Here is a 26,244-nt window from a genome sequence, read left to right on the forward strand (position 1 = left end):
CCCTCCTTTCACCCGTAGACTTCGCCGCACCACAACAACGAGCTGTAGCGCAGGCTGGTAGCGCGCTTCGTTCGGGACGAAGAGGTCGCAGGTTCGAATCCTGTCAGCTCGACCACTTTTTAAAAGCCGCCTCCGGGCGGCTTTTTATTGTTTAAATATCGAATCTCTATCAATTTTACACCTTGGCAGCCCTATTCTTCTATCATCTTGCACTAAGGTGAATAAATCGCGCCATACTGATGAAATTTAACCCCTTGATAGGGCCGAATTCATAGGAGCAAACCCCTAAAAGCCGAGTCTGAACGGACAGACGGCAAAGCCAATTTACAAATTCAGAGGAAAGAACGCCCTTGGAACCGAAGGCCTCAACTCTCTGGAATGCAAAATCAATACCGACACAGGAGCACTCTACGACATCCAAAATCCCAAAGCAGGAGAATGAACCTTCTCCACAAAAAAGCCCCGCTCATATTTCATGAGCGGGTGGATTTTTCAGAAAAGTTATTTTGCCACAAATTCCTTCCTTGCCACGTATCCTACCGAACGGCCCGGTGTTCCGTAACCGTCCCGATAAGTCACTTTCATCAAATACTTCTTCCCCTTTTCCAAGGGATGGAGGTAGATGATATGTTCCGCAAAATTCCGGATGGTAACCTGGAAGGGAATCCCGGGCTTCAAGACGGTGAACTTCGTGTTCTCTACACTGCGTTCAACACGGTAACGCGCCCAGTAATAAGCCATTTCTCTGGCTTCTCCATCCCATATCTCCAGAAAAATGTCCGGTTTCAGGGTCTTTGAAGGATAGAAGCTGTCCAGCAGGCGCACTTCTTTCCGGCTTTTATTGGTAAAGATCAGCGTAAAATCCGGAAAAAGCTTGCCCGCCTCGACAGGTTCGGATAACAGAATAATGGAACATTCCACCTCCTTGCTCTCCGGCCAAAAGTTGAATCCGCCGCCAAAAGACGGGAGGCAGGTCAACAGGATCAGGCAGAGAAGAAGAAGTTTTTTCATAAAAGTACGGATGCGGTTGTTTCCAGAACGCCATGGAAACATCCCGTTCCATGCCAGTTGCAGAAGAGCATTTCCAATTCAGCGGATTGCCCTTTCATCAATTTTCCTGAAATTTGGGAAATATCGACAGGGATGTCAAGCCTGTATTCTTCTCCTGGAGACAGCTCAAGACATGGCAACTCTTGAGAGAAGGTGATTTTCCCTACCTTGGAATTCAATCGGTAGGTCCTCCCTGCCTGTAAACTTGTATAGAAAAAGAAATCCGACGTACGATCGTCAATCACATCAGGAAGTTTGACCACATCTCCGCTGATATTTTTCAAGCCAACCCTTATTCTTCCTCTCAGCAAGTCCGCAGTATCCGCAATGAACAACTGTAGAGGAGTCACAGTCCTTGTTCTGGCAGCCTTGGCACTTTCCCCATTGACAGGAGGCAGATAACACACTGGTTCAATGACTCCAGGTTCGGTAATTTGACGCGGAACGTTGCTCCAACCATTCTGATTTGCCAGATTGATGACAAACTCCGTGGCTTCATTCAATTTTTTCTGCCCGGCGTGATAGGGCCTGGTATTTTTTTCATCCGGCAAACTCAGGAAATATTTATCTGCTTCCTTATGGAATTTTTCCATAGTAGCTGCTATCTTCATTTTCATCTCTTTTAGAGCATCATCCATTTCAGGAAACTGCTCACAGGACACCTGGATCTTTTCCAATTCTTCCTGCACCTTCAAGTTGGTCCAGTAAAAATTACATGTGTCCCTCCACTGTTGCTTGTGGTGCTCCTCATGGGCCAAAGATGCCTCAGGAGTATGCCATCTAAAAGTTCGGCCTCGGCTTTGATATTCGTTCATACAATTGACAGCCTCAATAGCCTCGGCTTCAGCGATCGGTGGTTTGGTAAGAGCATTTCTGTAGGCGCCTGTATGTATTTCAATGTCACATCCGCTGGATACCATCTGGACGCGCAATCTCCACACATTGTTCTGGGTATCCTTGCAGGCAGTCGTACGAACATCGACCAATAGAGGGATACACAGGCAATCATCTATTCCTTCATCTTGCGTTACAGAATTTTTCTCCCATTTAATCTCTACATTTTGAGAAGGTTCGCATGTAATTCCTTCTTCCTTTTCAATCGTCCAAAGTTTGATTTTTGGCGAAGGAGAAAAAGAGCGTTTCATGGTTGATGCTGCAGAGTAGTCGCCTTCCTTGATGGGTTCTTTATCCATCGTCACATTCAAGGCGACGGCATTGCCGCTGACAGGTTTATAGGCGTTATTGGTATATGAAATCCTGACTTTGTAGAATCCGGGTTTCAAATACTGTTTTCCAGTAGCCAGTTCCAAACGTCCGTGTTTTTCAGGAGCCTGTTTGTCACATACGCAGAACTCTCCAATGAAAAGTTGACCAATATCATCAGCTTCCACGCCAAAATGATACAGCGCCTCTTCTTCCACCTTGATGAACATTTCCGGTGCTCCGGCACAGGAGGCATGTTCGCACGAGCCTCCATCAAAAGTGAAGCTCATTTCATCAACACCGAGTTTCTGCGGAATGAGGGCTTCATAACCGTCACAGAGAACCTTCGGACCAATAGCCTTATTGAAAGGAATATAATTATTCATTTTATTAAGTGTTGTTTATTTTTGGAAAGACTGAACCATCAGTCTTCTAGTATCCTGCCGATGTTCCATTGAACATATCAACACGCTTAACGCGTAGTTCACCCCTCATTCACCAAACGACACGATAATCAAGCGGAAAATAAAGGGTATGAAAAGGGTACAAGAAACACAACCATTGACTATCAATAGCCAAAAATTGAATTCTCTTCGTTCGGGACGAAGAAGTCGCAGGTTCGAATCCTGTCAGCTGGACCACTTTTTAAAAGCCGCCTCCGGGCGGCTTTTTTGTTGACTGATTAAATCAGTCATCCGTCAAATTTCCCATTGCCCCGCGCCCGCTTTTTTCCCTAAAATATAGGTAATGAGTGAATACTACCTGAAACTCCCCGGTGATTCCCAGCCGAGAGCCTATTCCGAATATGAGGTCCGCGAATTTCTGGGACAGGGAGTGATCGACTCAACAACGCTCACCTGGAAACAGGGCATGGCTGGATGGCTGCCCGTGGAACAGGTTCTGCCAGCCATGTCCCCCGCCCCGGAAAAAATCCGGGATGAAGAAGAGGAAAGCCTCCCGAAAGACCAGCCATACCGTTTGCGGTATCCCCTGGCGGGACTTGCCAGATTATCCATCCTGGCATGCATCGTCCTGCTCCCCTGCATGCTCTGGAGCAGTTGGATTGTCTTTTCCAACAATACCGCCAGCTATGAGGAAATCCAGGCGGCTATTCAGCAGAGCATGGCCCAGCTTCCTTCCTCTGTAGCGCCGATGGTCTTCCTCTTCAGCATTCTGTTCATTCCTTCCCTGCTGATTCAATTGATCTGGCTGTACCGGGCGTGCGCCAATGTTCATGGCTTCCACATCCAGGGGCTCCGGTTCACGCCTTTCCTGAGCGTTCTCCTGAGCTGCATGCCCGTAGTAGGCATGGTGCTGAATGCCCTGATTCTTCAGGAGCTGTACCGGGCATCCAAAAATCCGGCGGAGTGGATGCTGCAAACTCCGTCCCGCTCCCTGCGCTTGTACCTGCTTGTTACCACGGCACTGACCCTGTGCGCCCTTTTCCCCTTTGGGGCGGAACATTACCTGGCGGCATTCCTGGTAATTGGCTCCCTGATGACGGCGGCCACCGTGCTATGGCTGGTCTGCGTCCTGCAAATCAGCCGGAAACAGCAGGAGCTGGTTTCCAAAAATACGGACACGCGGCCCTGACCGCCGGACATCCTCCGTTCAGCGCCCTTCCTTCTTCCCCGTGTCCGGCTGGCCATCCGGCAGGATCTTGTCCAGAGCTTCCATGCTGTTGTCCCTGTACAGGTTTTCCAGCAGTTTTTCCCATCCCGCCGCCATTTGGACCTGTTTCAGGGCAATAATGGGATCAGGCATCACCATGCCAGGAGGGGGGGCGTACTGTTTCAGCACTTCATCCGGGTTGATCCGGTTGAATGTTGTCTTTCCATAACCCGGCATCCCCGCTTCATGGGCAATGGATTCAATCATTTCAAAATGCAGATGGGCCAGATAATTTCCATGCGCCGTGCCTACGGTGCCGATCTGCTCACCGCGGCCCACCAGGGAACCCAGGGGAATATCACTGACGGTTTTCAAATGGGCATACAGGCTCTGCACAAAACGGCCGTCCGGCAGGCGGTGGAGCAGTACCACCACGTTGCCCCAGTCAGGAGAAGGTTCGCCCGCGTAAACAAGCAGGCCGCGCCCGGCGGCGCGAACCGGAAGGCCTTCATCCGTGTTCTCCCCGCCAATTCCATTCAAATCCTGTCCGGTATGCCGTCCGCCGCGCGGGACATTCATGTCTCCCAGTCCCTGGGCAACGTAGGTAAACGCGCCATTCTCATCTCCCAGCGGGGACGTAAACACATCTGCCAGCGGGGCCTTGGCCAACTCCTGGGGAGTAAATAAAATCATCCTGTAATCTACAGGGACGGGAGCGGACAAGGGTACATCCTCATCATAAATATTATGGCGCATTCCTGCCTCCGGAGAGGCGGCGTGGCTGGCCTTGTACCAGGCAAACGCCGTTATCAGGACACAGGCCGTTCCCAGAAGGCCCAGGATGACGCGGGATGTCGTCTTGTCTATCATCGTCCCGACTTTATATCCACTCCGCCGGATTTACAACCTCAAGATGGTCAGTCCAGCGTCTGCGGGAATTTTTCAGCCCACAGCACGCGCGCCGCGCGGATGTCTTCCGCGGAGGCGCGGCCTGAAAGTTCCCAGACCAGCGGGACTCCACGCGGGAAAAAGGGCAGCAGGCGTTCAAACGGCACCCCGCCGCCCAGCAGGGGGACCTGATGGTCCCGGGCCGGCCACTTGACGTCGTTCACATGGCCCCCTATCAAATGGGAGGACATTTTGCGAAGAAACTGCTCATGATTCAGGATGAGCAGATTGTGCTTTCTCTGAATATGGCCGAAGTCATGCCAGTAACCAATGAAGGGATTTTCTCCAAACTCCTGCATCAGCAGGGCCATTTCATCCTCACTGGGAACCTGCTCATAATGGCTGCGCCCCTCTATGCCCAGTTTTACGCCAAGTTCCGCGGCGCCGGGAAGAAGCTGCCGGATGGCTTCACGGGCGCGCTCCAGGTAAACGGGAGCCAGCCGGTTGCGGCGGCGCACAAACTCCCCCTTGGTTCCGGCAAAAGACTCCGTTCCCACCATTCCCTGCCGCGCCAGGCTCTGCAAATGAGCCGTATCCGTACGCTTCACCAGAGGCTCCACCGTACCCATGTGCAGGACAATGTATCCGGCCCCCAGGGCCGCGCCCTGTTCCATGGATTTTTTCGTCAGTTCAACCGCCTTGCTGCGCACCTGGGGCAGATCCGCCGTAAACGGCCTGCTGTCCGGTGCGTCCCCCACCTCGTCAATCGGAGCGGGGAAATAATTATGAACGCCGACCACCTGCACCTTCCCTGCTTCCACCGCCTTCATGATACCCGGCAGGAGGGACAGCTTGATGCCGTGGGAAAGCTCCACATGGTCAAATCCCAGGGAGAGGATTTCATCAATCATCTCTTCCCCGTCCTGGTGACGGTGGGAATTCCAGCATGTAGAAAATACCAGCATGGGTTAAAATAAATTATGATGATTTGATGGAACCCGGCTCCGTATAGGAATCCTTCATCCACTCCTTGACGGCGGCAGTCATGCTGCCGGCCACGTCCGCGCGGGGTTTAACGAAAGCGGGAACAAACCACGGGAATGCGCCCACCAGATCATGAATCACCACCACGTCCCCGTCACACGTATGGGCGCCGGATCCGATGCCCAGCGTGGGGATGGGGGAATGGACGGTAATCTGACGGGCCGCATGGGGCGTTACTCCTTCCACGACCACGGCGCAGGCTCCCGCCTCCGCCACGGCTTTTACGTCCCTCACCAGGGCTTCCGCCTCCGCGGAGGATTTCCCCTTGATCTTGTAACCGCCTTCCTCCAGTACCTTCTGCGGCAAAAGGCCGATGTGCCCCACCACGGGAATGCCGGAATCCACAATGGCGCGGATCTTCTCCGCCTGGGATGCCCCACCTTCCAGTTTGACGGCGTCCGCTCCGGCCTGAAACAGCCGCCTGGCGGATTGCACGGCCTCCTCCACCGTATCATAGGTATGAATGGGCATATCCCCCACCAGCAGAGCGTTCTTTACGCCGCGAGCCGCAGCTTCCACGTGGTGGAGCATATGGTCCAGCGTCACGTGGGTGGTATCCGGGAACCCCAGAAGCACCATTCCCACGGAATCCCCTACCAGGACAATGTCCACGCCGGCTTCGTCCAGGAGGCGCCCCGTAGGATAGTCATAACCGGTTACCAGCGTCACGTGCCGCCTGTTCTTGCAGGCGCGGATGCGTTCCGCTTTTTCAAGAGATTGATTCATGATGTTCAGTAAACAAGCAGTTACCAGCGTTCCGAAACCAGGAGAGGATCAGCCTCATCCGTATCCAGCTCCGCCAGCAGCTCGGCAACCGTCTTATCCTGCCGCGGCAGAATGAGGTCCGGCCTGATATCGGAAAGAGGTTTCAGGACAAACTTTCTGAGATGGGCCCTGGGATGGGGAAGGATCAGGCGCGGGGAATCATTCACCACCATGTCTCCCACATAAATGATGTCCACGTCCGCAGTACGGGGCTCGCAGCGGATGCCGGAGCGGACGCGTCCCAATGCACGTTCTATACCCTGGCAGTGCACCAGCAGCTCTTCCACCGTGCCCGGCCAGGTAAACTCCACCACGGCATTCAAATAATCATCCGCGCCGTGCGGGCAGCCCTGGGGACTGGTAGCATACAGGGAGGATTGTAAAAAAGGATCGTCGGACAGGCTCATCTGCAGCAAATGGTCCCGGGCCTGGACCATCAGGCTGTTCTTGTCCCCAAGATTGGAACCCAGTGCGATTCCGGCTCTCTTCATCACGCAAAAAAAGCGCCATGGCCGCTCCGGGAAAGAAGAACGGCCATGACGCCGGAAAAATTACAGTTCAGACAGGCCCAGGACATCTTCCATGGTGTACAGTCCCGGTTCCTTTCCCTGGAGCCAGAGGGCGGCGCGAACCGCTCCGGCAGCAAACGTCATGCGGCTGGATGCCTTATGGGTCAGTTCCAGGCGTTCGCCGTCAGAGGCAAACACCACGGTATGGTCACCCACCACATCACCCCCACGCAGGGAATGCATGCCTATCTCCTTGTCCGGACGGGGGCCTACGAGGCCTTCACGGCCAAAGACCACGCTGTCCTCATAATTCCGGCCAATGGCGCCGGACAAAATTTCAGCCAGGGTCCGGGCCGTGCCGGAAGGAGAGTCTATCTTGTGGCGATGGTGCATTTCCATCACTTCAATGTCACAGCTGCCCCCCAGAATCTGGGCCGCCTTGCGCGTCAGCCAGAACAGGGCGTTCACCCCTGCGGAATAATTGGAGGCAAAAACGATCGGGATGGATGCGGCTGCATCCATAATTTCCTGCCGTTCCAGAGCCGTATGGCCCGTGGTGCCGATCACCAGGGGCTTGTTATTGACCACGGCTTCAGCCAGCAGGGTGCTGGTGAAGGCATGGTGGGAAAAATCAATGACGACGTCGCATTTAGCGAGGGCCGGATAGAGCTCCTGGCCCTGGTCATGCGTAGCGCCTACGCAAGTGTCCGGATTCTGCGTCACCGCCTCCTGGACGGCCTGGCCCATGCGGCCGGAAATACCTGTAACAAGAATGGAAATCATATAATTGAGATATTAAAGAACGTTGAAACGTTGAAGAAGAGCGGAAAGCTGGGCCTCCTTCTCTTCCGGCAAAGGAACCAGGGGGAGGCGCACGCCGGGCTGAATATCGCCTCTCAGCGCCAGGGCCGCCTTGATCGGGACCGGGTTGCTGTCCAGCGTCATCAATCCCTTCATGAGGGGATAAAACGTCTTCTGGAGGGAAAGCATTTCTCCCATATTCCGGTCCAGTCCGGCCTTCACGATGGAATTCATGATGCCGGGAACCAGGTTGGAGGCCACGGAAACCAGACCGCTGGCTCCGCAGGCCATAAAGGGCACCGTCAGGCCGTCATCACCGCAAAGAACGGTAAAATCTTCAGGAACCACCTGCATGAGCTGGTTCACGCGGTCCACGCTGCCGCCTGCCTCCTTCACGCAAATGATATGGGGGCAGTCCCTGGCCAGGCGGCCAACCGTCTCCACACTGATCTCAATGCCGCAGCGGCCCGGAATGCTGTAAAGCATGATCGGGAGCCTGGTGGCGTCCGCAATGGCCTTGAAGTGGGCATAAACGCCATCCTGGGAAGGCTTGTTGTAATAAGGGCATACCTGAAGAGTGCCGTCCACGCCCATCTTTTCCGCCTCCTGCGTCATGTGGATGGCCTCTGCAGTAGCATTGGCCCCCGTGCCGGCGATCACCTGGATGCGGCCCGCAGCATACTTGACGGCCAGTTCAATCACCCTCAAGTGCTCTTTTACAGTCAAGGTGGGGGATTCTCCCGTGGTGCCGACGGCCACAATGCCGGCCACGCCGGCAGCAACCTGGGCTTCCACAAGCATTCTAAAAGCCTCTTCATCGACACGGCCGCCGATAAAAGGAGTCACAATTGCTGTATAAAGACCTTGAAACTTCATAACTTTACTTGGAAGCATACTATCTTAACAGACACTTTTTGTCACGACAGAATACAGAAATATGGCACGCCTGTCAGGCATCCAGAAACACCGTCCGTGAACAGGCGGAACAAAATTCCAGGTAGGACTTGAGAAAGGAGAGGGACGTTTCCGGACGGGCACCCTGCCTCCAGGCGGCCCTTCTCCCATTGACTACAATGTATTCGCGGTGGATATGCCTTCCTTCACTGCCGCACAGGAACAGCACCGCCGCACAGGCGGAGGACGCCAGCCTGGAATTCGAGACATGCCGAAATACCGGGCGGTGAATCACCACCTGGTTCATTCTGACATCACTCCGGTTCAGGCTATCTTCCATTCCGGCCTCAGCCTCCTTCCATCTCACCTTCCTTCCGGAACGGGAAACCATATGAACGACCATGGCGCCGGAAACAAAAGCATGCTCCAGCAAAACGGTCAGGCGGCCGCGTGCGGAATAATTCAATCCCTTCACCTTAACAGCAGCATCTTCACAGGTAAGCAGATAATCCACGCGCCCATACAAGGTGTGCACCAGTCCAGCAAAGGAAGCCAGATCGGGTGAATGGTCCAGCCGCCCGGACATGGCGAAGTGATTGGCTCCCGGAAGACAGCCGACCACTCGGGAGGACTCTTCACCGGACTCATGCAGCATGGCAACCGCAATTCCCTGGCAGGCAAATGCCCTGGCCGCCAGATATCCTATGTTGCCGGCGTTCCCCAGAATGACGGCAACAGGTTTCTGAATAATAGGAGATTTCATACGCCGCCATTCTGAAGAAAGAACGAATTCCGTCAACATCCAACACACTCTTAAACCGTTAAGAAAGAATGAGGAATAGTTAAGGAAATATTATAATGCACCTTTCTTCTGAGAAGCAGGAGGAGGCGATCAATCCTTGCTTGTTTCTTTTGTTTTACCCCCTGGAACTCTTAATGGTTCATATCAAGAAAAGAGCAAGCCCCGTCAGTTTTTGAACTGGCGGGGCTTGATGAAAAAAATCCCGGCGGCGACCTACTCTTGCGGGACCTATCGTCCGACTACCATTGGCGCGGCAGCGTTTCACTTCCGGGTTCGGAACGGGACCGGGTGGGACCACTGCGCTCTGGCCACCGGGCTTCAGGGGGAAGAGGGTTTCTCTTCATCCTGCCTGCCCGGGAGCCCTTGGGGGCTTTGAGGGGGGGATTTTTTGTATGTGTTTTGTGTGGCTTTAAGAAGATTTCTAAAAGAGGAGTGGCCTCTTGAGGAAAGTCAGCGTAAACTGACATCTGCGTGGCTGGTGGTGTTACTTTTTTTTAACATACATCGTATGAACAGGACAACGGTAAGTTGTTATTCACGAACGGGAGTGATGTAATATGATGAAGTCTATTGGTAATTAGTATCGCTTGGCTCAATACATTGCTGCACTTACACCTGCGACCTATCAACGTGGTGGTCTTCCACGAACCTATAGGGAAAACTCATCTTGGGATGGGCTTGGCGCTTAGATGCTTTCAGCGCTTATCCCGTCCGCACTTAGCTACTCGGCCATGCACTTGACAGTACAACCGATGCACCAGTGGTGCGTCAGACCCGGTCCTCTCGTACTAAGGTCTGAACCCCTCAATTTTCCAACGCCCACAGAGGATAGAGGACCGAACTGTCTCGCGACGTTCTGAACCCAGCTCGCGTGCCGCTTTAACCGGCGAACAGCCGGACCCTTGGGACCTTCTCCAGCCCCAGGATGCGACGAGCCGACATCGAGGTGCCAAACCACGCCGTCGATATGAACTCTTGGGCGTGATCAGCCTGTTATCCCTAAGGTACCTTTTATCCGTTGAGCGACGGCAATTCCACTTTCTACCGCCGGATCACTTGGGCCTGCTTTCGCATCTGCTCGACTTGTAGGTCTCACAGTTAGGCGGGCTTATGCCCATGCACTCGACACCCGGTTGCCAACCGGGCTGAGCCCACCTTCGCGCTCCTCCGTTACTCTTTGGGAGGATACCGCCCCAGTAAAACTGACCGGCTGACACGGTCCTCTGGCCGGATTCACGGCTCAGGGTTAGATCCTCCAGTTTCAAAGGGTGGTGTCTCATTGATGACTCGGACACCCCCTAAAGGGTGTCTTCAGCGTCTCCCACTTACTCTGAGCATTAAAACCGAAGAAACAATGACAGCTTACAGTTAAGGTCTATAGGGTCTTTCCGTCCTTCTGCGGGTAGGCGGCATCTTCACCGCCACTACAATTTCACTGAGCGCCTGGTTGAGACAGTGCCCAACTCGTTTCACGATTCGTGCAGGTCGGAACTTACCCGACAAGGAATTTCGCTACCTTAGGACCGTTATAGTTACGGCCGACATTCACCGGGACTTGGGTTCAGAGCTTCGCCTTGCGGCTAACCCCTTGCCTTAATCTTTCGGCATTGGTCACGTGTCACACCCTATACTTCGACTTGCGTCTTTGCAGAGTGCTGTGTTTTTGATAAACAGTCGGTTGGGCCATTTCTCTGCGGCCTGCATCGCTGCAGGCACCCCTTCTTCCGAAGTTACGGGGCTAATTTGCCGAGTTCCTTAACCAGGTTTCACTCTTACGCCTTGGTATATTCTACCCACCCACCTGTGTCGGTTTGCGGTACGGGTCGCTTAGCATATGCTGGGGCTTTTCTTGGCACTCGATCCAATGATGCGCTGAGTCCGTAGACTCAACTCGGAATTCAATAACCTAGTCATCTTTTCTCATGCGTCCTCCCAGTTTAAGGGTCGCGAGCTCAGGATTATTAACCTGATGTCCATCGCCTACGCCTCTCGGCCTCGGCTTAGGTCCCGGCTAACCCAGGGACGAAACACGTTGCCCTGGAAACCTCGGGTTTACGGCGGCCGGGGATTTCACCCGGCTTTACGTTACTCATGTCTGCATACTCACTTGCATACGCTCCAGGGTCAGTCGCCATCACCCTTCAACGCGTATGCAACGCTCTTCTACCACTCTACCATAAGGTAAAGTCCAGAGCTTCGGTATAACGCTTGATCGCCAATCATTTTCGGCGCAGGATCACTCGATGAGTAAGCTATTACGCATTTTTTAAATGGTGGCTGCTTCTAAGCCAACATCCTCACTGTCTGTGTAATCCCACATCCTTTCCACTGAGCGTTATTTAGGCACCTTAGCTGCTGGTCTGGGTTGTTTCCCTCTCGACAATGAAGCTTATCCCCCACTGTCTCACTGCCACGTTCCATTGCACGGTATTCGGAGTTTGATAAGGTTTGGTAAGCGGGTGTGCCCCCTAGCCTTGTCAGTGCTCTACCCCCGCGCATCAGCACGTGACGCTGCACCTAAATGCATTTCGAAGAGAACCAGCTATCACGGGGTTTGATTAGCCTTTCACTCCTACCCTCAGCTCATCAGAGAACTTTTCAACGTTCACCTGTTCGGTCCTCCACATGGTTTTACCCATGCTTCAACCTGGCCAAGGGTAGGTCACCTCCGCTTCGGGTCCAGTACCTGCGACTTAATTCGCCCTATTCGGACTTGCTTTCGCTACGACTCCGGGCCGGAAGCCCTTAGTCTTGCCACAAACACTGACTCGCAGACTCATTAAACAAAAGGCACGCCATCGCAGATCGCTCTGCTCTGACACTTTGTAGACATACGGTTTCAGGTTCTATTTCACTCCGCTCACAGCGGTTCTTTTCACCTTTCCCTCGCGGTACTTGTTCACTATCGGTCGCCAACTAGTATTTAGCCTTGCGCGGTGGTCCGCGCTGATTCATACATCGTTCCACGTGTGATGTATTACTCAGGATACCACTAATTCCCACGCTGGATTTCGTTTACAGGGCTTTCACCTTCTACGGCCAGCCTTTCCAGGCTGTTCTACTATCCAGTATGGTCGAATATGTCGTGGTCCTACAACCCCGAAGGAGTACCTTCGGTTTGGGCTCCATCCGCTTTCGCTCGCCACTACTTACGGAATCGATTTCTCTTTCTTTTCCTCCGCTTACTGAGATGTTTCACTTCAGCGGGTTTCGCGTTTCATACCCTATGTATTCAGGTATGAACGATCGAGTATTAACTCGATCAGGTTACCCCATTCGGATACCCCCGGATCATCGCTTGCTTGCAGCTTCCCGAGGATTTTCGCAGCTTGCCGCGTCCTTCTTCGCCTGTTGGCACCAAGGCATTCACCGTACGCCCTTACTTACTTCATCATATTGCAAAAGTTTTTTACCACTTCCACAATACCACAAAGCCCTTTCGTGACTTACTGTATTGTCTTATTTCTTGGTATGCATGTTTTAAATTGTGTATTGTAGTTGTTTTTCAACTACCCACTTTGTTGGAAAGCAATTGCTTCTCAGCAATTGTTTTCTTTGCCACGCAGATGTCAATTTTCGTTCTTCCCTCAATAATCGATTTGCTTTTGGTGGGCCTGACAGGACTTGAACCTGTGACCCCGCGCTTATCAAGCGCGTGCTCTAACCAACTGAGCTACAGGCCCGGCTTTGGGTCTCGCAGAGGCAGTTAACAGCGAACAGGTAATAGTTAATAGTTTTTACCTGGCGCCCTGGCCGCCCTCTTACCGAAACTGGTGGAGGCACGGGGACTCGAACCCCGGACATCCAGCTTGCAAAGCTGGCGCTCTACCAACTGAGCTATACCCCCAGTTGCGGTTCGGTTTGAAAAAAGGTCGTCACGCACGTCGTGCCTAGTTTCGCTCCAAGCGAACTGGCTGTTTACACATCTTTGGTTCGTTGCGGGCCCTCACGGGTTCCGCTCCCTCTTCCCTCAGGAAGAGATCCGACCTGTGCACTTCTAATGCACTTACTCCATAGAAAGGAGGTGATCCAGCCGCAGGTTCCCCTACGGCTACCTTGTTACGACTTCATCCCAGTTACCAGTCTCACCTTAGGACCCTGCCTCCTTGCGGTTGGCTTCAGATACTTCGGGTGCGACCGGCTTCCATGATGTGACGGGCGGTGTGTACAAGACCCGGGAACGTATTCACGGCGCCGTAGCTGATGCGCCATTACTAGCGATTCCGGCTTCGTGTAGGCGGGTTGCAGCCTACAGTCCGAACTGGGCCCAGTTTTTAGGATTTCCTCCGCCTCGCGGCTTCGGCCCCCTCTGTACTGGGCATTGTAGTACGTGTGCAGCCCTGGGCATAAGGGCCATACTGACCTGACGTCGTCCCCACCTTCCTCCCAGTTGATCTGGGCAGTCTCGCCAGAGTCCCCACCATTATGTGCTGGTAACTGGCAACAGGGGTTGCGCTCGTTGCTGGACTTAACCAAACATCTCACGACACGAGCTGACGACGGCCATGCAGCACCTGTGTAACGCCTCCGAAGAGTCGCATGCTTTCACATGTTTTTCATTACATGTCAAGCCCAGGTAAGGTTCTTCGCGTTGCATCGAATTAAGCCACATACTCCACCGCTTGTGCGGGTCCCCGTCAATTTCTTTGAGTTTTAATCTTGCGACCGTACTCCCCAGGCGGCACGCTTAACGCGTTAGCTCCGGCACGCAGGGGGTCGATTCCCCGCACACCAAGCGTGCACCGTTTACTGCCAGGACTACAGGGGTATCTAATCCCTTTCGCTCCCCTGGCCTTCGTGCCTCAGCGTCAGTTAATGTCCAGGAACCCGCCTTCGCCACGAGTGTTCCTCTCGATATCTACGCATTTCACTGCTACACCGAGAATTCCGGTTCCCCCTCCATTACTCTAGTCTCGCAGTATCATGTGCAGTCCGGGGGTTGAGCCCCCGCCTTTCACACACGACTTACGAAACCGCCTACGCACGCTTTACGCCCAGTGATTCCGAACAACGCTTGAGACCTCTGTATTACCGCGGCTGCTGGCACAGAGTTAGCCGTCTCTTCCTCTTGTGGTACTATCTTTTTAATTTGCTCCCACATGACAGGGGTTTACAATCCGAAGACCTTCATTCCCCCACGCGGCGTCGCACCATCAGGGTTGCCCCCATTGTGAATGATTCTCGACTGCTGCCACCCGTAGGTGTCTGGACCGTGTCTCAGTTCCAGTGTGGCCGGACATCCTCTCAGACCGGCTACCCGTCATCGCCTTGGTGAGCCGTTACCTCACCAACTAACTAATAGGACGCGAGCCCATCCCCAAGCGCATTGCTGCTTTAATCTTGCGATCTTATGCGGTATTAATCCCAGTTTCCCGGGGCTATCCCACTCTTGGGGGCAGGTTACTCACGTGTTACTCACCCGTGCGCCACTAGAGAATTATTAGCAAGCTACTAATCCTCTCGTTCGACTTGCATGTCTTATCCACGCCGCCAGCGTTCGTTCTGAGCCAGAATCAAACTCTCCATCAAAATAATTTTTGAAATTGCTGGACCAAATGGAATCTTTCGATTTCATCTGCGCCATGCTTCAGTCAGCTCTTCCCTCAAGTTGTGTCTCTCGAGGACATCTTCGCTCTGCCAAGCACGGCGCGCGTCACGACCTTTTTTCTTTCCCTTGCTTCTACCAATCCGCCCCTCTCGGAGCAAGGTCGCTCCTTCGGGTTTTTTCTCCTTCGACCGTCTCTCGACGACCTCCGGAAAACCCTCGGCGGGTTCGGTAGTCATTCCCTTGAAATCTTCTTATCGGAGCTCTCTTTCAAGCCCTCTTCCGGGTGGCCGGCCCCAGCCGCTTCAGCTCCTGTTTTCCAGGCCTTCCGCTGCCGGGCTTTTCATCCCGTCGCCGTGTTGGCGTGCCGAGAAGTCTATCAAAATCACCCCAAGTGTCAATTTTTTTCGAGTCGTTTTTTCAAAGATTTTTTCAACATTCTAAATATTGCTGATTCTTAACGTATTACATTTTTCTCTTTTTTCACGAAAAAGGCCCCTTTCACAACGAAAGGGGCCCAAACGTTTCAGAAGTCTTAAGCTTCCGCCTGTTTTTTCTTCATGGCCGCGTATTGACGCATGAGGGGCAATTCCCGGAGTGCATTCAAAGCGTCCTTTTTCGCCTGGGCGTAGTCCTTTTTCTCCATCGCCATGTTCATCATGACTTCATAGCAAGCCGCGTTATAACCGCCGTCATCCCGCGTATTGGAGTCTTTCATGATCTGGAGAGCATGGCGGGCTGCTTTATAGTTGTATCCCCGCATTTCATCCGACCCGTTCAGGATTTTCAGAAGATAGGAGGCCACGGAGTCTTCCTTCGGAAAACGCTCCAGCACCTGGTCAAAGATATCCGCCACCTTTTGGTAGTCCTTCTCCCTCCAGGCTTTTCCCGCCTGCACTTCCGCCACTGTAGATGCAAACCATCCGTCGTCGACAAATCTCTCGGCGTTTTCCTCAATCAGCTTTTTGTATTCATCAAATTTCTTTTCTCGGCGCAGTTCAAAGGATTTTTTGATAACCGCCTGCATGGCCTGCTGCCGGGCCTTGCGCTTCGCCTCCTCTTCCGCAAATTGATTTTTGTCAAAAGAGTCCCTCCGGGCCGTTTCCGCCACCCACTCGGGCATCCTTTTAATTTCACCAGCCCACAGCAGCGTTCCGTCACGGATGACGGCAGCCGCCGGGAACGAGTCAAGCTTGAGGGATTCAAAAAGCTCCGCCACCGAACGATCCGACGGAACACCGACGGGATAGGCGGTCCACCCTTCCGGACTGTCCAGGTATTCCTTTACCTGCTTTTTGTCCGACGGGATCACGTCCAGCACCACGGCCTTAACCCCCGGATGATCCAGAAGACCGTATTTTTTCAGGACTACATCAAGCGCTCTCCCCGGAGCCCCGTCGCTCCACAGGCCGCCCTGCGCCGGAGACCATCTCCAGAAGCTGATGAATACGGTTTTGCCGGAAGGCAGCCCGGCCAGTGCGGGATGGTTGACCCAGTCCAGCTTGCTGAAAAGGGGCGTGTATTGCTCGTCTTCCTGCACCGGGCCCAGCTCCTGCTTCTTCCGGGGAGGTTCCGGCTTCATTTCCGCAGCAGCCTGGTCCACCAGGGATTGGAATGTTTCCGTAGTGCCGGAAAGCTTTTGCAACTTCGTCCACGCCCTGCTGATGGAGGTCAGGGAAAGCGCTTTCTCCATATCCTGAAGCGCTTCTTTCATGTTTCCCTGCCGCTCCCGGAGTTCCGCCATCATACGCCATGGCAGGGACGCTTCCTTGTTGGATTTCCTTGAGATTTCAATACAGCGGTTCAGGCACCGCTCCACCAGAGCGGCATCCATCTTGCCGGCAGGCACTGATTTTCCCTCCATCAGGGTTCCGGCTATATCAATCTGCACACGGTAATCGTCCGGGTATTCCTTGCTTACATCATTCAGTACCGACTGGGCTTCCTCAAATTTGCCCTGTCCCGCGAGCACGAGGAACGGAATCATTTTCAGTTGAATTACCTGGTCCTGCGGGAATTTTCCGGAATCCTGAACCTGCTTCAACAACGCCTGGGCTCCCTGTTTCCCGTCCTTTTCCACAAGCTCACGCACCTTTTGCGACGTTTCACGGTAACGCTGCCACTCATGGGCGCCCGCATCCGGCCCTTTTGCCGGAAGGGAAGCTGCGGAAAAATCCGGTTTCAGCATGGCCTGCATGGTTTTTTCTGAAAGCTGTGCGGGATGTCCGCGCCAGATGAGCCGGCCATTTTTAACGGCAAAGGCGTGGGGGATGCCGTTTACCTTCCGTGGTTCCAGCCATTTCTCCCTGGTTTTCTTCCCATCCACGTCCACCGCCATGGTATAGTTCAAGGGAGTAGGACGGTTCTTGATGAATTCCTTCAGCGCCTCCGGGGTCTTCCTGTCCATGACATTGACCCCGATTATCTGGATGAGCGGATTATCTTTGAATGCCTGATGGAGCTGTTCCATATGGGGCATCGCCGCGAGACACGGCCCGCACCACGTAGCCCAGAATTCGAAGATATACACCTTGTCTTTTTCCCACTCCTTTACGGGCGTTCCCTGCAGCCATACCTCCGGCAATCCTTCCAGGGAAAGCGTGGGAAGGGCTTCCGCCGGAGCGGCTGTTTTATTTTCTTTTTTTTCAGGAGAAGCAGCCAGCAAAGGCATCCCCGCAGACATCACAAAAAGCGCGGAACACCCCAAGGCAAATAAAGAGGAATTTAACATGATAATACCGTACGCCTGAATCGTGCTGAGTCAAGCCAATAGAGGAAGATAGGCCGGAAACGCCTCGATCAACCGTACTTTCTTTTCCGGCAACAACCGTGAAAAGGCCATGGAGAAAGAAAAATATTAAGCATTAAGTTTTTTGTATAGAATAAGAAAACATGGGTTTCTAACATTCATTCTTTTTTGAGTTTCATTGGATTTAGGAAAAACCATTTACCTTTTAGGATACGTAAAGACAATATTATTTTCTAAAATAGAAAATATGCCAAAAATGGCTTGCTAGATTTTTCTGAATGCGAAAAATGCGCTCATGGATGAAATGAAGTCCAGCATCAGAAAGTTTCTCTCCCTTACGAAAATGACCCGAGACGAGTTTGCCGATCTTTGCGGCGTCAGCAAGAGCCAGGTTGATAAATGGCTCTCCACCGTTCCTATCCCTCCAGCACGACAACGTCTCATCATCAGGATCATGAAAGAGGAATACGCCAAGCAGTCACGTCTGGCGCAGATGAAGAATACCAACAGCATTTATGTTCCGGTTACTCCTCAGAAGTATGAAAAGTTCAGAAATGAAGCCGAACGCCACGGTTTGACCGTTCCGGAATGGGCCAGTGAAGCCCTGGATGCGCTATCCAGCATCAAGAGCAGAAGCTGAAAAGCAGGATTCCACATCCCGGAACAGTCCCAAGGAAAGAGAATATGGCGTTCCAAGCGCCTTTCCCCTATCTTTTCTTCATTATTCAACCTGCACAAATTCATGTCTGACGACGATATACGCACCATGGTCAAGGAATGGCTGCAATGCCAGAACCGCAAGTCCTACCAGCTGGCGGAGGAGATAGGAATCCGGCCCCAGACGTTTTACGCACAAATGAGCGTCCGCAAGATATCGGCCAATACTAAAAAAGCGCTTGCCCATATCATCCCGGACCTGGTTTCCGACCCGGATTTGAACGCTCCTGCCGCTGCGGAGGAATGCGATCCGAAAAAGCTTAAAATCAAGGAATGGCTCCGGGCGCATGGCAAGACGCGCCAATGGCTGGCGGAACAGTGCCGGGTTTCCATCCGTACCGTGCACACCTGGTTTGCCGCGCGCGGCAGCATTCCCGTCACCCAGTCCCTTTTCATCGACAAGTTGATGAGTGAAGAGCAGCCCTGGAATATCCAGCTCTCCAATACCATTCCCGTGAGCTTCTCCGAGACGGAAATGTCCATTGTCCACAAGTTCCAGAAACGCCATCCGGACATTGACCTTCCCCAGTACGGCATGCATAAAATTCTGGAACTGTGCGTCAATGTCCTCGTTCAGGATGAATATGTTCGGCCTGCCCCGCTTCCCGGATTCACCAGAACGGGAGAGGCCTGCGCCCGGCAGGCCGAATAGGGGAGTCTTCCAGCCGTCAAGTCCCCTCTTCCGGATACATGCCCATCAGAAATGCACCGGCAGGATGACCGGCGCATTTCCGGGGAGCTGTTGTCCTGACGCCTGCTCCGTTTCCATCCCCGCACGGCGTTCATCCGGCCATTCCCCACTGCCCGGACGCGTTCCAGCGTTTCTCCAGGAATCCTTCTCCGGATGAAATATAGGCTTCGCCACATGAAAGAACCCCGTTATTCCTGAAGGAATACGGGGTTCCGGAAAATGGCACGTCCAACTGGATTCGAACCAGTGACCCACTGCTTAGAAGGCAGTTGCTCTATCCAACTGAGCTATGGACGCATGATGCGGGAAGAGATTAACAAAGAATATCTCGGCTTGGCAAGCCCGTATCTTTTAAAAGAACTCTTTCAGCCGCCGTGTCAATGGTTGTCCGGGGTAGACATGCCAGCCAGGGCAGCCCCGAATTCATGCACCAGTGGTTCCTGCCGGGAGAACATGCGTTCCCTTTCCTCCGGCTCCGTGTCAATGTAGCCGTGCAGGTGGAGCAGGCCGTGCACCATGTACCGGAATAGCTCCCTGTATACCGGCTCCTTGAATTCCGCCGCCTGCCGGATGGCGGTATCATAGCTGACGATGATTTCACCCATCCCGTCTCCGTGGGGGAAGGTGATGACGTCCGTCACCGTGGGATCATTCAGAAAACGGGCATGCACGTCCCGGATGGCTTCATCGCCCACTACGCTTATTTCCACCTCGTGCAGGCCGGAGAGGACGGGCACGGGGCCTTCAGGCAGCGCCAGCACGGCGGGGAGGCTGGCCTCCAGGGCGCTGTACAGGGCTTCCGTTACGGACGGGCTGAGGCGCCCCTCTTCCAGATGGTCATAGAGTTCAAGATGCGGTTTCATTTTTCTCCGTATCCGTCCCGTCCTTTTCATCCGCTTTTCCGGGCTTCTCCGGATTTCCGGCACCGGTATCAGGCAGTTCCATGATTTCAGGAACCGCTTTGCTTTCCTGTTCCTCCTTCTCCGGTTTCCGGTCTTCTTCCTTTGCTTCCACCGGGGGAAGCACAGGTTTTTCAATTTTTGCCTCCGGATTGTGGGAAGGATAGGCAATGCGGTTGTGATGAATGCTTTTCAGCGTCTGAATGAAGCTGTTGCGGATTTTCTTGAGGTCCCCGAAGGTGAGCCCGCAGTCGTCCAGATGGCCGTCCACCACCCGCTGCTTCAGGAGTTCATCCACCCTCTTCTGCATTTCCTCACAGGAGATTTTCCCCATGGAGCGCGTGGCGCTTTCCACAATGTCCGCCAGGCTGACGATTCCCGTTTCCTTGCTTTGGGGATTGGGGCCCTTGTAGCGGAAGTTGGATTCCACCACTTCCGGCACATCATCCGGAGAGGCCAGCCCGCTTTCCACCCTGCCCAGGATTTCATCCCGGTATTGAAGGGCCTTCCTGTAGAAGAAGTAGGCCAGGGACGTGCCGTGGTGCTGTTCAATGACGTCCACCAGCGGCCGCGGAAGGTTGTTCGCCCTGGCCAGTTCCACCCCGTCATGGACGTGGTCAATGATGATGCGGGCGCTCATGCTGGGCGTCAGCTCATCATGGGGATTGGGGCCGTCCATGATGTTTTCAATGAAGTAAAGGGGGTTCTGCATCTTGCCGATGTCATGGTAGTAGGCGGCCACCCTGCATTCAATGGGGTTGGCGCCGATGGCTTCCGCCGCTGCTTCCGCCAGCTGGGCGACCATCAGGCAGTGGTGGAAGGTTCCCGGAGCTTCCATTTGCAGCCGCTTCATGAGCGGGCGGTTCATGTCCGCCATTTCCAGCCAGGAAATGGGCGTGATGATTTTAAAGACGCCCTCAATGATGGGCAGCACGCCGCTGATCAGCACACTGGTCAGCATGCTCACGCCAAACGCCACAGCCAGGCACACCAGCACGCCCACCAGGTTGTAGTCCCAGGCCTGGAGGTTGATGACCCCCATGATGCAGCACAGAACCATGATCAGGAGCCCCACAAAGAAGCCGGCCCGCAGCAATTGCGCCCGGTTTCTCAGATTATGGGTGAGCAGCACCGTGAGCATGCCGGACAGGGAGCTCAATATCCAGAACTGGACCTGTTTTTCCGGCACGTATTGCGCCGGCAGAATGAAGAATCCGCCAAGCATGCAGATGGCGATGGTGGCGAACATGCCCAGCAGCGGCCCCAGCAGCACCGTCACAATCAGCGGGGCCATCATGTAAGGCAGGTACAGGAGTTCGTTGCCTATGTCCGACGTAATGTTGGCCGTCACATGGCGGATGAGGCCAAAGAAGAGGAGCTGAAGCAGAATGGCCCCCCAGGTGACGACAAAGGTTTTGTTCTTTTTCCGCAGGGATCCGGCGCAGAGCCAGTACATGGGCATCAGCGCCAGCGTTACGGAGAAGAGCAGGAAGGCTTCAGATACATTGTGCCACAGGGATTTTCCCCAATGGGGGCTGTAACTGCCCATCCACTGCAGGATGATGAAGACCAGAATGCACAAGCCCGCGGATACTGCCACGTTGGAGTCCAGGCGGTCTCCCGGAGAGCGTGGCGCGGAAGAAGCCTCTTCCGCGGTTTTTCCGTCTTTTACCGCTGCTGCGGCATGTTTTTTCAGAAAATGAAACATGGTTGATTATTTAGGGTACACTTCGGAGACCTCCGGAATGGGGCCCAGCCTGGCCATCTCCTCTTCAATGAGGGGATTGACACCCTGCTGCACCATCTCCATGGAGACTCTCAAGGCATTGCGGATGGCGGCGGGAGAGGAGCTCCCGTGGGCGATGATGGTCACGCCCCGGACGCCCAGCAGGGGACTGCCCCCCACGGAGTCGGCGGAAAGGCGCGCTTTCATGGCGCGGAATGCGCCGGAAGCGCAGGCGGCTCCCATCATGCGGAGCGGATTCGCCTGAAGTTCCTCCTTCAGCCACTTGCTGAACGCCTTGGCGGTGGCCTCGCAGGTTTTCAGCAGCACGTTTCCGGTAAAACCGTCCGTCAGCGCCACGTCTATTTCATGCTCAAAAAGATCGTGGCCCTCCACATTGCCCACAAATTTGAAAGGGAGCGCGCCGCGCTCCTCCAGATGCTTCAAGAGACAGAAAGTTCCCTTGGTAAAGTCCGTTCCTTTTTCATCCTCGGAGCCATTGCTCATGACCCCTACCTTGGGCACCGGCTTGCCGTAAACGGAACGGGCCAGGATACTGGCCATGACGGCGTAGCCCACCAGATGCCGGGGCTTGGCCTCCGGGTTGGCGCCGGTATCCGTCACATTGCAAACGCCGAATTCATTGGGAAGCTGGGTCACGATTCCCGCGCGTTCCACACCGTTGAGCAGCCTGAGCTTGATGGTGGCCGCCGCTACGGCCGCGCCCGTGTTGCCCGCGCTGACCACGGCGTCCGCGTCTCCGGATTTGACCAGGTCCACGGAGACGGACATGGAGGAGTTTTTCTTCTGCCTCACCGCCAGCAGGCCGGATTCATTCATTTCCACCACTTCCGCAGCGGGAACGATTTCCACACGCGGACCGGAAAGGCCCCAGCGGTCACAGGAATCACGCACCACGTCTTCCCTCCCCACCAGGTAGATTTTTTCAATGAGAGGAAAATCCTGCAGGGCACGCTTTGCCCCGTCCAGGTTAATATCAGGCGCATTGTCGCCGCCCATCACATCCAGTGCAATCTTCATAGTATCTGTTGGAGAAGTGTGTTAACAGAAAAAACAGCCCGCTTCAAGCAAGTTCAGCCGCTTTGCGGAGCAAAAGCGGCTGGAGAGTCAATATGATAACGCCGGATTACGGCGATACTTTTCAAGGCAAATGCGGCGCCTGCGGAGCTTACGCTTCCGCCTTCACCACGATTTCCTTGCCGGAACGGGTCGTATACGTACCGCAATTGGGGCAGGCGGTATGACCGGGGGTGCTGCTGCCGCAATTCTGGCACTTGCGGAGCTTCGGAGCGCGCCATGCCTGCGCGGCAAGGCGGGTACGCTGCTTCATCTTGGACGTTCTGCGCTTAGGTGCTGCCATAATTTTAGTTGGTAAAAAGGTGATTAATGATGATCCCCCAGCTCATTGAGGGCGTCCCACACGCCACTATTCTTGCTCGGGGCAGAACTGTTTACACCCGTTACCCCCTCTTTGTCCACCCCAAAATATGGAGTTTTCGCCATACAGTCGTTTTCCATGCCCCCGTCCGCACATTTCGGGTACGCCGGAAAATCCAGGACTATTTCCTCGCGCATGGAGTCTGAAACGTCCACAACACTCTGTGAATCAATTTCAAAAGAAGCGGCAAATTCATTTACCTCCACCACGTAGTCAAAGTAGCCCAGGCACCGCACGCAGCGGAATTTGAACGGGGCGGAAATATTGCCCCTCACGAATAATTCGTTCTCAAACCTCTGCACGTACAGGTCAAAAGCAAGAGGCCCAATGGAATTGACCTCTTCATCATCGATGCCGAAGATTTCGGAATCCAGCTCACCGCTGTATTTCTTCCCCGCTTCCGGCAAGTTCTCAAGCTCTACCAGCAATCTTTTCATGACCGCATCTTACAGGCACACCCCGCGCCTGACAAGCAGACAGGGCGGCACCATTCACGGAAAGGGGGAGGGATGACACAGCCCCTTTCCCCGCGCCTCTTCCAATCCGGCCCGGGCCTAACCGGGAGGCCATTCCAGCTTGCGGCCCGCCAGCAGGTGCATGTGCAGATGGGGCACCGCTTCCCCGGCGTCCGGCCCGTTGTTGATGACCAGGCGGAAGCCGTTCCCGTCCAGGCCCAGGCTCCTGGCAATGCGCCCGGCGGCCAGCATCATGTGGCCCAGCAGGGCGCCGTCTTCCTCCCCTGCCTCGGAAAGCCGGGGAATGGGCTTGCGCGGAACCAGCAGGAGATGTTCCGGCGCCTGGGGACTGATGTCCCGGAAACAGACGCACTGTTCATCCTGGTAAACAATATCCGCGGGGATGTCCCCGGAACAGATTTTTTCAAATAGCGTGGCGGCCATAAATCAAAGAAAGGTTCGGAATGGTTTTAGCATATTCCGGGAGCAAGGGGCAAGTCATTCCCTGGCGGCGGAGGCGCGGCGCAGGCGGTCCATGATGGCGCGGCCCAGTCCCGCTTCCGGAACGGCCTCCGCCACAATGACGTCAATGCCCTCATTTTCATCCATTTGCCTCATCAGGGCAAACAGGCGCACGGCGGCCTCCGCCAGGCGTCCGCTGCCGGGGCTCATGGCCACCACCTCCGCCCAATTCCCTTCCTGGGCCAGTTCAGACGTCCCCTCATAGGAGAGCAACCCGTACCGCACCCCTTCCGCGGGCACGAATTCGTCGCCGGGCTCCAGCAGCATCATGGGCTTGCGCGGCGCATAGTGGCTGCTAAGCTGTCCCGGAGCATCCGCCGGGGCTTCTTCCGAAACAGGGCGGGCGGCAGGCTTGCGGCGCACCACCTTTACCAGGTTCCGGAACTGTTCCCGGGTCACGGGCCCTTCACGCAGCAGTTCCAGCGCAGGCTTTCCCTTCTCGTCAAGCATGGGACGCACAATGGTGCTTTCCAGCCCTTCGGAGCAGGCGCCGGCATCCAGAATCATTTCTATGCGCCCGTCCAGCTCCTTCTGCACGGCAGAGGCGGAGGTAGGGCTGATATGCCCGAAGCGGTTGGCGCTGGGCGCAGCCACGGGACGCCCCAGCGCCTTAGCCACTCCGCGCATGGCGGGATGCGCGCTCACGCGCACGGCCACCGTCGGAAGGCCGCTGGTCACAATGTCCGGGATGATATCCGCCTTCGGCAATACCATCGTCAGCGGCCCCGGCCAGAATTTGGACGCCAGCGTATGCACCAGCTCCTTCAATTCTTCCGGAATGGCGGTATATTTATCCACTTCCTTCCCATGATGCACGTGGATGATCAGCGGATCAAAAGAAGGGCGCCCCTTGGCTTCAAAAATCCTGGCCACCGCTTCCGGGTTCAAGGCATCAGCTCCCAGGCCGTATACGGTCTCCGTGGGAATTCCCACCAGTGCTCCCGCCGCCAGAGCTTCCGCCACACGGACATAAAGTTTGCGGTTGTCTGACAGGGGGTCTACCTCGAACAATTCGGTTTGCATGGCCTTATCCTTGCCTGAAGGAAGCTCCTGCGTCAAGTAAGACATGGTTTCCCGAAGGCGGAAGCCTGCCAAATGATGCGGAAGCGCGGCATTACGGGCCCGCGCGCCGGTCCACGCTCCTCCAAAAGGCTCCATTCCTCTTTCACCCCAAACCGGAAAAGGCCATACGGCTAAAAAGTTGTTTTCTCAAGCACCCGGATTGAGTACAATCAAGCCATGAAGGAGGCCGCGCCAACATCCTTGCCAAACATCATCCTGATCGGGCTGATGGGGTGCGGCAAAACAACCATCGGGAAGGAACTTCACCGGGAGACGAGCCTCCGTTTCACGGATACGGACCAAGTGATCGAGCGGCAGACGGGGATGAGCATCCCGCAGATCTTCAAAACTCACGGAGAATCACATTTCCGTGATTTGGAAACCGGAGTCCTCCGCCAGATGCAGACTGCAACCAGGCAGAGCCGCATCATCTCCACCGGGGGCGGCATCACCATCAGGCCGGAAAACCGGAACCTGCTGAAAAAGCTGGGCTTCGTCGTCTGGCTTCATACGGACGTGAATACGCTGTACCAGCGCATTTCCCGCTGCACCAACCGCCCCCTGCTCCAGCAGCCCAACCCGAAGGCCGTACTGGCCCGCCTCATGGAAGAGCGGCGTGACTTTTACCAGCAGACGGCGCACCTGACCATTGATACGGCCAATCTCCACATTCATGAGATAGCCTTCGGCATTCTGGAATCTGCCAGAGTATTCCGTTCCCGCCAAAGATAGCGCACTCCGCTTTTTCGGCGGACACGCGCAGCTTGTCCCTGCCCAGGCCTTCCCTATCCGCGCTCTGCTCCCTAGGCTACCGCTGCCCGCCGCGCAAGAAACAACAAAAGGCGGTCCCCGCCA

At 54.6% G+C, this 26,244-nt stretch carries 21 protein-coding genes, 4 tRNA genes and 3 rRNA genes; 5 read left to right on the top strand and 23 right to left on the bottom strand.

All coding sequences use genetic code 11. From position 1 onward, the window contains the following. The first annotated feature begins 38 nt into the window (after positions 1–38). Positions 39–115, top strand: a tRNA-Pro gene (locus ABGM91_RS01410). 386 nt (positions 116–501) lie between these two features. On the opposite strand, the gene ABGM91_RS01415 is transcribed toward ABGM91_RS01410, so the two are convergent. After that, the gene (locus ABGM91_RS01415) at positions 502–1,011 is read right to left on the bottom strand and encodes a hypothetical protein (protein ID WP_354833143.1); all 510 of its coding nucleotides are present in this window, start codon (positions 1,009–1,011) and stop codon (positions 502–504) included. Then, complete coding sequence (locus ABGM91_RS01420) at positions 1,008–2,639, bottom strand: hypothetical protein (protein ID WP_354833145.1); 1,632 nt, start codon at positions 2,637–2,639, stop codon at positions 1,008–1,010. The genes ABGM91_RS01415 and ABGM91_RS01420 overlap by 4 nt, the downstream gene beginning before the upstream one ends. 361 nt (positions 2,640–3,000) lie before the next feature. Here ABGM91_RS01420 and ABGM91_RS01425 point away from each other — a divergent pair, with 361 nt between their 5' ends. Further along, complete coding sequence (locus ABGM91_RS01425; RefSeq protein ID WP_215428936.1) at positions 3,001–3,846, top strand: GYF domain-containing protein; 846 nt, start codon at positions 3,001–3,003, stop codon at positions 3,844–3,846. Between the two features lie 18 nt (positions 3,847–3,864). Here the strand turns inward: ABGM91_RS01425 and ABGM91_RS01430 are convergent, their stop codons facing one another. From ABGM91_RS01430 to ABGM91_RS01490, 13 genes are all read right to left on the bottom strand, one after another. After that, complete coding sequence (locus ABGM91_RS01430; RefSeq protein ID WP_354833147.1) at positions 3,865–4,734, bottom strand: M23 family metallopeptidase; 870 nt, start codon at positions 4,732–4,734, stop codon at positions 3,865–3,867. Positions 4,735–4,781: 47 nt separating this feature from the next. Continuing rightward, positions 4,782–5,717, bottom strand: a complete 936-nt coding sequence (locus ABGM91_RS01435; protein WP_354833149.1) for a TIM barrel protein — start codon at positions 5,715–5,717, stop codon at positions 4,782–4,784. 13 nt (positions 5,718–5,730) lie between these two features. After that, positions 5,731–6,522, bottom strand: coding sequence for a 3-methyl-2-oxobutanoate hydroxymethyltransferase (gene panB, locus ABGM91_RS01440; RefSeq protein ID WP_354833151.1), 792 nt, complete (start codon positions 6,520–6,522; stop codon positions 5,731–5,733). A 20-nt stretch (positions 6,523–6,542) separates the two neighbouring features. Continuing rightward, positions 6,543–7,052, bottom strand: a complete 510-nt coding sequence (gene folK / locus ABGM91_RS01445; protein WP_102725401.1) for a 2-amino-4-hydroxy-6-hydroxymethyldihydropteridine diphosphokinase — start codon at positions 7,050–7,052, stop codon at positions 6,543–6,545. Between the two features lie 60 nt (positions 7,053–7,112). Beyond that, entirely contained in the window at positions 7,113–7,853 is a 741-nt protein-coding gene (dapB, locus tag ABGM91_RS01450; protein WP_354833154.1) for a 4-hydroxy-tetrahydrodipicolinate reductase, read from the bottom strand. A 12-nt stretch (positions 7,854–7,865) separates the two neighbouring features. After that, positions 7,866–8,765, bottom strand: coding sequence for a 4-hydroxy-tetrahydrodipicolinate synthase (gene dapA, locus ABGM91_RS01455; RefSeq protein ID WP_354833156.1), 900 nt, complete (start codon positions 8,763–8,765; stop codon positions 7,866–7,868). 55 nt (positions 8,766–8,820) lie between these two features. After that, positions 8,821–9,528 (bottom strand): hypothetical protein, encoded by a 708-nt coding sequence (locus ABGM91_RS01460; RefSeq protein ID WP_354833158.1) that lies wholly within the window; start codon positions 9,526–9,528, stop codon positions 8,821–8,823. 239 nt (positions 9,529–9,767) lie between these two features. Continuing rightward, positions 9,768–9,883: ribosomal RNA gene (rrf, locus tag ABGM91_RS01465) — 5S ribosomal RNA — on the bottom strand. Positions 9,884–10,124: 241 nt separating this feature from the next. Continuing rightward, positions 10,125–12,960, bottom strand: a 23S ribosomal RNA gene (locus ABGM91_RS01470). A gap of 213 nt (positions 12,961–13,173) precedes the next feature. Beyond that, positions 13,174–13,250: transfer RNA gene (locus ABGM91_RS01475), tRNA-Ile, on the bottom strand. Positions 13,251–13,338: 88 nt separating this feature from the next. Next, a tRNA-Ala gene (locus ABGM91_RS01480) sits at positions 13,339–13,414 on the bottom strand. Positions 13,415–13,584: 170 nt separating this feature from the next. Continuing rightward, positions 13,585–15,096: ribosomal RNA gene (locus ABGM91_RS01485) — 16S ribosomal RNA — on the bottom strand. The 16S, 23S and 5S rRNA genes sit together here with 2 tRNA genes alongside, the layout of an rRNA operon. 551 nt (positions 15,097–15,647) lie before the next feature. Beyond that, positions 15,648–17,783 (bottom strand): thioredoxin-like domain-containing protein, encoded by a 2,136-nt coding sequence (locus ABGM91_RS01490; RefSeq protein ID WP_354833160.1) that lies wholly within the window; start codon positions 17,781–17,783, stop codon positions 15,648–15,650. A 373-nt stretch (positions 17,784–18,156) separates the two neighbouring features. Between ABGM91_RS01490 and ABGM91_RS01495 the strand changes: the two genes are divergently transcribed. Next, entirely contained in the window at positions 18,157–18,501 is a 345-nt protein-coding gene (locus tag ABGM91_RS01495; protein WP_354833162.1) for a hypothetical protein, read from the top strand. Between the two features lie 102 nt (positions 18,502–18,603). Next, complete coding sequence (locus ABGM91_RS01500) at positions 18,604–19,230, top strand: hypothetical protein (protein ID WP_354833164.1); 627 nt, start codon at positions 18,604–18,606, stop codon at positions 19,228–19,230. Positions 19,231–19,489: 259 nt separating this feature from the next. Here the strand turns inward: ABGM91_RS01500 and ABGM91_RS01505 are convergent. The 8 genes from ABGM91_RS01505 to ABGM91_RS01540 form a co-directional block, all read right to left on the bottom strand. After that, positions 19,490–19,566 (bottom strand) — tRNA-Arg (locus ABGM91_RS01505). 80 nt (positions 19,567–19,646) lie between these two features. Then, positions 19,647–20,132, bottom strand: coding sequence for an rRNA maturation RNase YbeY (ybeY, locus tag ABGM91_RS01510; protein ID WP_354833166.1), 486 nt, complete (start codon positions 20,130–20,132; stop codon positions 19,647–19,649). Beyond that, complete coding sequence (locus tag ABGM91_RS01515; protein WP_354833168.1) at positions 20,116–21,876, bottom strand: HDIG domain-containing metalloprotein; 1,761 nt, start codon at positions 21,874–21,876, stop codon at positions 20,116–20,118. The genes ybeY and ABGM91_RS01515 overlap by 17 nt, the downstream gene beginning before the upstream one ends. A 6-nt stretch (positions 21,877–21,882) precedes the next feature. Further along, positions 21,883–22,932 (bottom strand): phosphate acyltransferase PlsX, encoded by a 1,050-nt coding sequence (gene plsX / locus ABGM91_RS01520; RefSeq protein ID WP_354833170.1) that lies wholly within the window; start codon positions 22,930–22,932, stop codon positions 21,883–21,885. Positions 22,933–23,080: 148 nt separating this feature from the next. Further along, positions 23,081–23,272, bottom strand: a complete 192-nt coding sequence (gene rpmF / locus ABGM91_RS01525; protein ID WP_012419324.1) for a 50S ribosomal protein L32 — start codon at positions 23,270–23,272, stop codon at positions 23,081–23,083. Positions 23,273–23,295: 23 nt separating this feature from the next. Then, complete coding sequence (locus ABGM91_RS01530; RefSeq protein WP_146016576.1) at positions 23,296–23,787, bottom strand: DUF177 domain-containing protein; 492 nt, start codon at positions 23,785–23,787, stop codon at positions 23,296–23,298. Between the two features lie 117 nt (positions 23,788–23,904). Continuing rightward, positions 23,905–24,249 carry a histidine triad nucleotide-binding protein gene (locus tag ABGM91_RS01535; protein WP_215427040.1) on the bottom strand — a complete coding sequence of 115 codons (345 nt, stop codon included), beginning with the start codon at positions 24,247–24,249 and terminating at the stop codon, positions 23,905–23,907. A 54-nt stretch (positions 24,250–24,303) separates the two neighbouring features. After that, a complete protein-coding gene (locus ABGM91_RS01540) occupies positions 24,304–25,395 on the bottom strand; it encodes an L-threonylcarbamoyladenylate synthase (RefSeq protein WP_354833175.1) in 1,092 nt (363 codons plus the stop codon). Positions 25,396–25,566: 171 nt separating this feature from the next. Between ABGM91_RS01540 and ABGM91_RS01545 the strand changes: the two genes are divergently transcribed. Next, entirely contained in the window at positions 25,567–26,121 is a 555-nt protein-coding gene (locus ABGM91_RS01545; RefSeq protein ID WP_290565351.1) for a shikimate kinase, read from the top strand. The last annotated feature ends 123 nt before the right edge of the window (positions 26,122–26,244 follow it).

It is taken from the genome of Akkermansia muciniphila, from assembly GCF_040616545.1.
GTDB classification, from domain to species: domain Bacteria; phylum Verrucomicrobiota; class Verrucomicrobiia; order Verrucomicrobiales; family Akkermansiaceae; genus Akkermansia; species Akkermansia muciniphila_E.

Bases quoted from the DNA above. Each gene is read 5' to 3' on its own strand.
- ABGM91_RS01415 (WP_354833143.1), bottom strand. From the start codon at position 1,011: ATGAAAAAACTTCTTCTTCTCTGCCTGATCCTGTTGACCTGCCTCCCG.
- ABGM91_RS01420 (WP_354833145.1), bottom strand. From the start codon at position 2,639: ATGAATAATTATATTCCTTTCAATAAGGCTATTGGTCCGAAGGTTCTC.
- ABGM91_RS01425 (WP_215428936.1), top strand. From the start codon at position 3,001: ATGAGTGAATACTACCTGAAACTCCCCGGTGATTCCCAGCCGAGAGCC.
- ABGM91_RS01430 (WP_354833147.1), bottom strand. From the start codon at position 4,734: ATGATAGACAAGACGACATCCCGCGTCATCCTGGGCCTTCTGGGAACG.
- ABGM91_RS01435 (WP_354833149.1), bottom strand. From the start codon at position 5,717: ATGCTGGTATTTTCTACATGCTGGAATTCCCACCGTCACCAGGACGGG.
- panB (WP_354833151.1), bottom strand. From the start codon at position 6,522: ATGAATCAATCTCTTGAAAAAGCGGAACGCATCCGCGCCTGCAAGAAC.
- folK (WP_102725401.1), bottom strand. From the start codon at position 7,052: ATGAAGAGAGCCGGAATCGCACTGGGTTCCAATCTTGGGGACAAGAAC.
- dapB (WP_354833154.1), bottom strand. From the start codon at position 7,853: ATGATTTCCATTCTTGTTACAGGTATTTCCGGCCGCATGGGCCAGGCC.
- dapA (WP_354833156.1), bottom strand. From the start codon at position 8,765: ATGCTTCCAAGTAAAGTTATGAAGTTTCAAGGTCTTTATACAGCAATT.
- ABGM91_RS01460 (WP_354833158.1), bottom strand. From the start codon at position 9,528: ATGAAATCTCCTATTATTCAGAAACCTGTTGCCGTCATTCTGGGGAAC.
- ABGM91_RS01490 (WP_354833160.1), bottom strand. From the start codon at position 17,783: ATGCCTTTGCTGGCTGCTTCTCCTGAAAAAAAAGAAAATAAAACAGCC.
- ABGM91_RS01495 (WP_354833162.1), top strand. From the start codon at position 18,157: ATGGATGAAATGAAGTCCAGCATCAGAAAGTTTCTCTCCCTTACGAAA.
- ABGM91_RS01500 (WP_354833164.1), top strand. From the start codon at position 18,604: ATGTCTGACGACGATATACGCACCATGGTCAAGGAATGGCTGCAATGC.
- ybeY (WP_354833166.1), bottom strand. From the start codon at position 20,132: ATGAAACCGCATCTTGAACTCTATGACCATCTGGAAGAGGGGCGCCTC.
- ABGM91_RS01515 (WP_354833168.1), bottom strand. From the start codon at position 21,876: ATGTTTCATTTTCTGAAAAAACATGCCGCAGCAGCGGTAAAAGACGGA.
- plsX (WP_354833170.1), bottom strand. From the start codon at position 22,932: ATGAAGATTGCACTGGATGTGATGGGCGGCGACAATGCGCCTGATATT.
- rpmF (WP_012419324.1), bottom strand. From the start codon at position 23,272: ATGGCAGCACCTAAGCGCAGAACGTCCAAGATGAAGCAGCGTACCCGC.
- ABGM91_RS01530 (WP_146016576.1), bottom strand. From the start codon at position 23,787: ATGAAAAGATTGCTGGTAGAGCTTGAGAACTTGCCGGAAGCGGGGAAG.
- ABGM91_RS01535 (WP_215427040.1), bottom strand. From the start codon at position 24,249: ATGGCCGCCACGCTATTTGAAAAAATCTGTTCCGGGGACATCCCCGCG.
- ABGM91_RS01540 (WP_354833175.1), bottom strand. From the start codon at position 25,395: ATGTCTTACTTGACGCAGGAGCTTCCTTCAGGCAAGGATAAGGCCATG.
- ABGM91_RS01545 (WP_290565351.1), top strand. From the start codon at position 25,567: ATGAAGGAGGCCGCGCCAACATCCTTGCCAAACATCATCCTGATCGGG.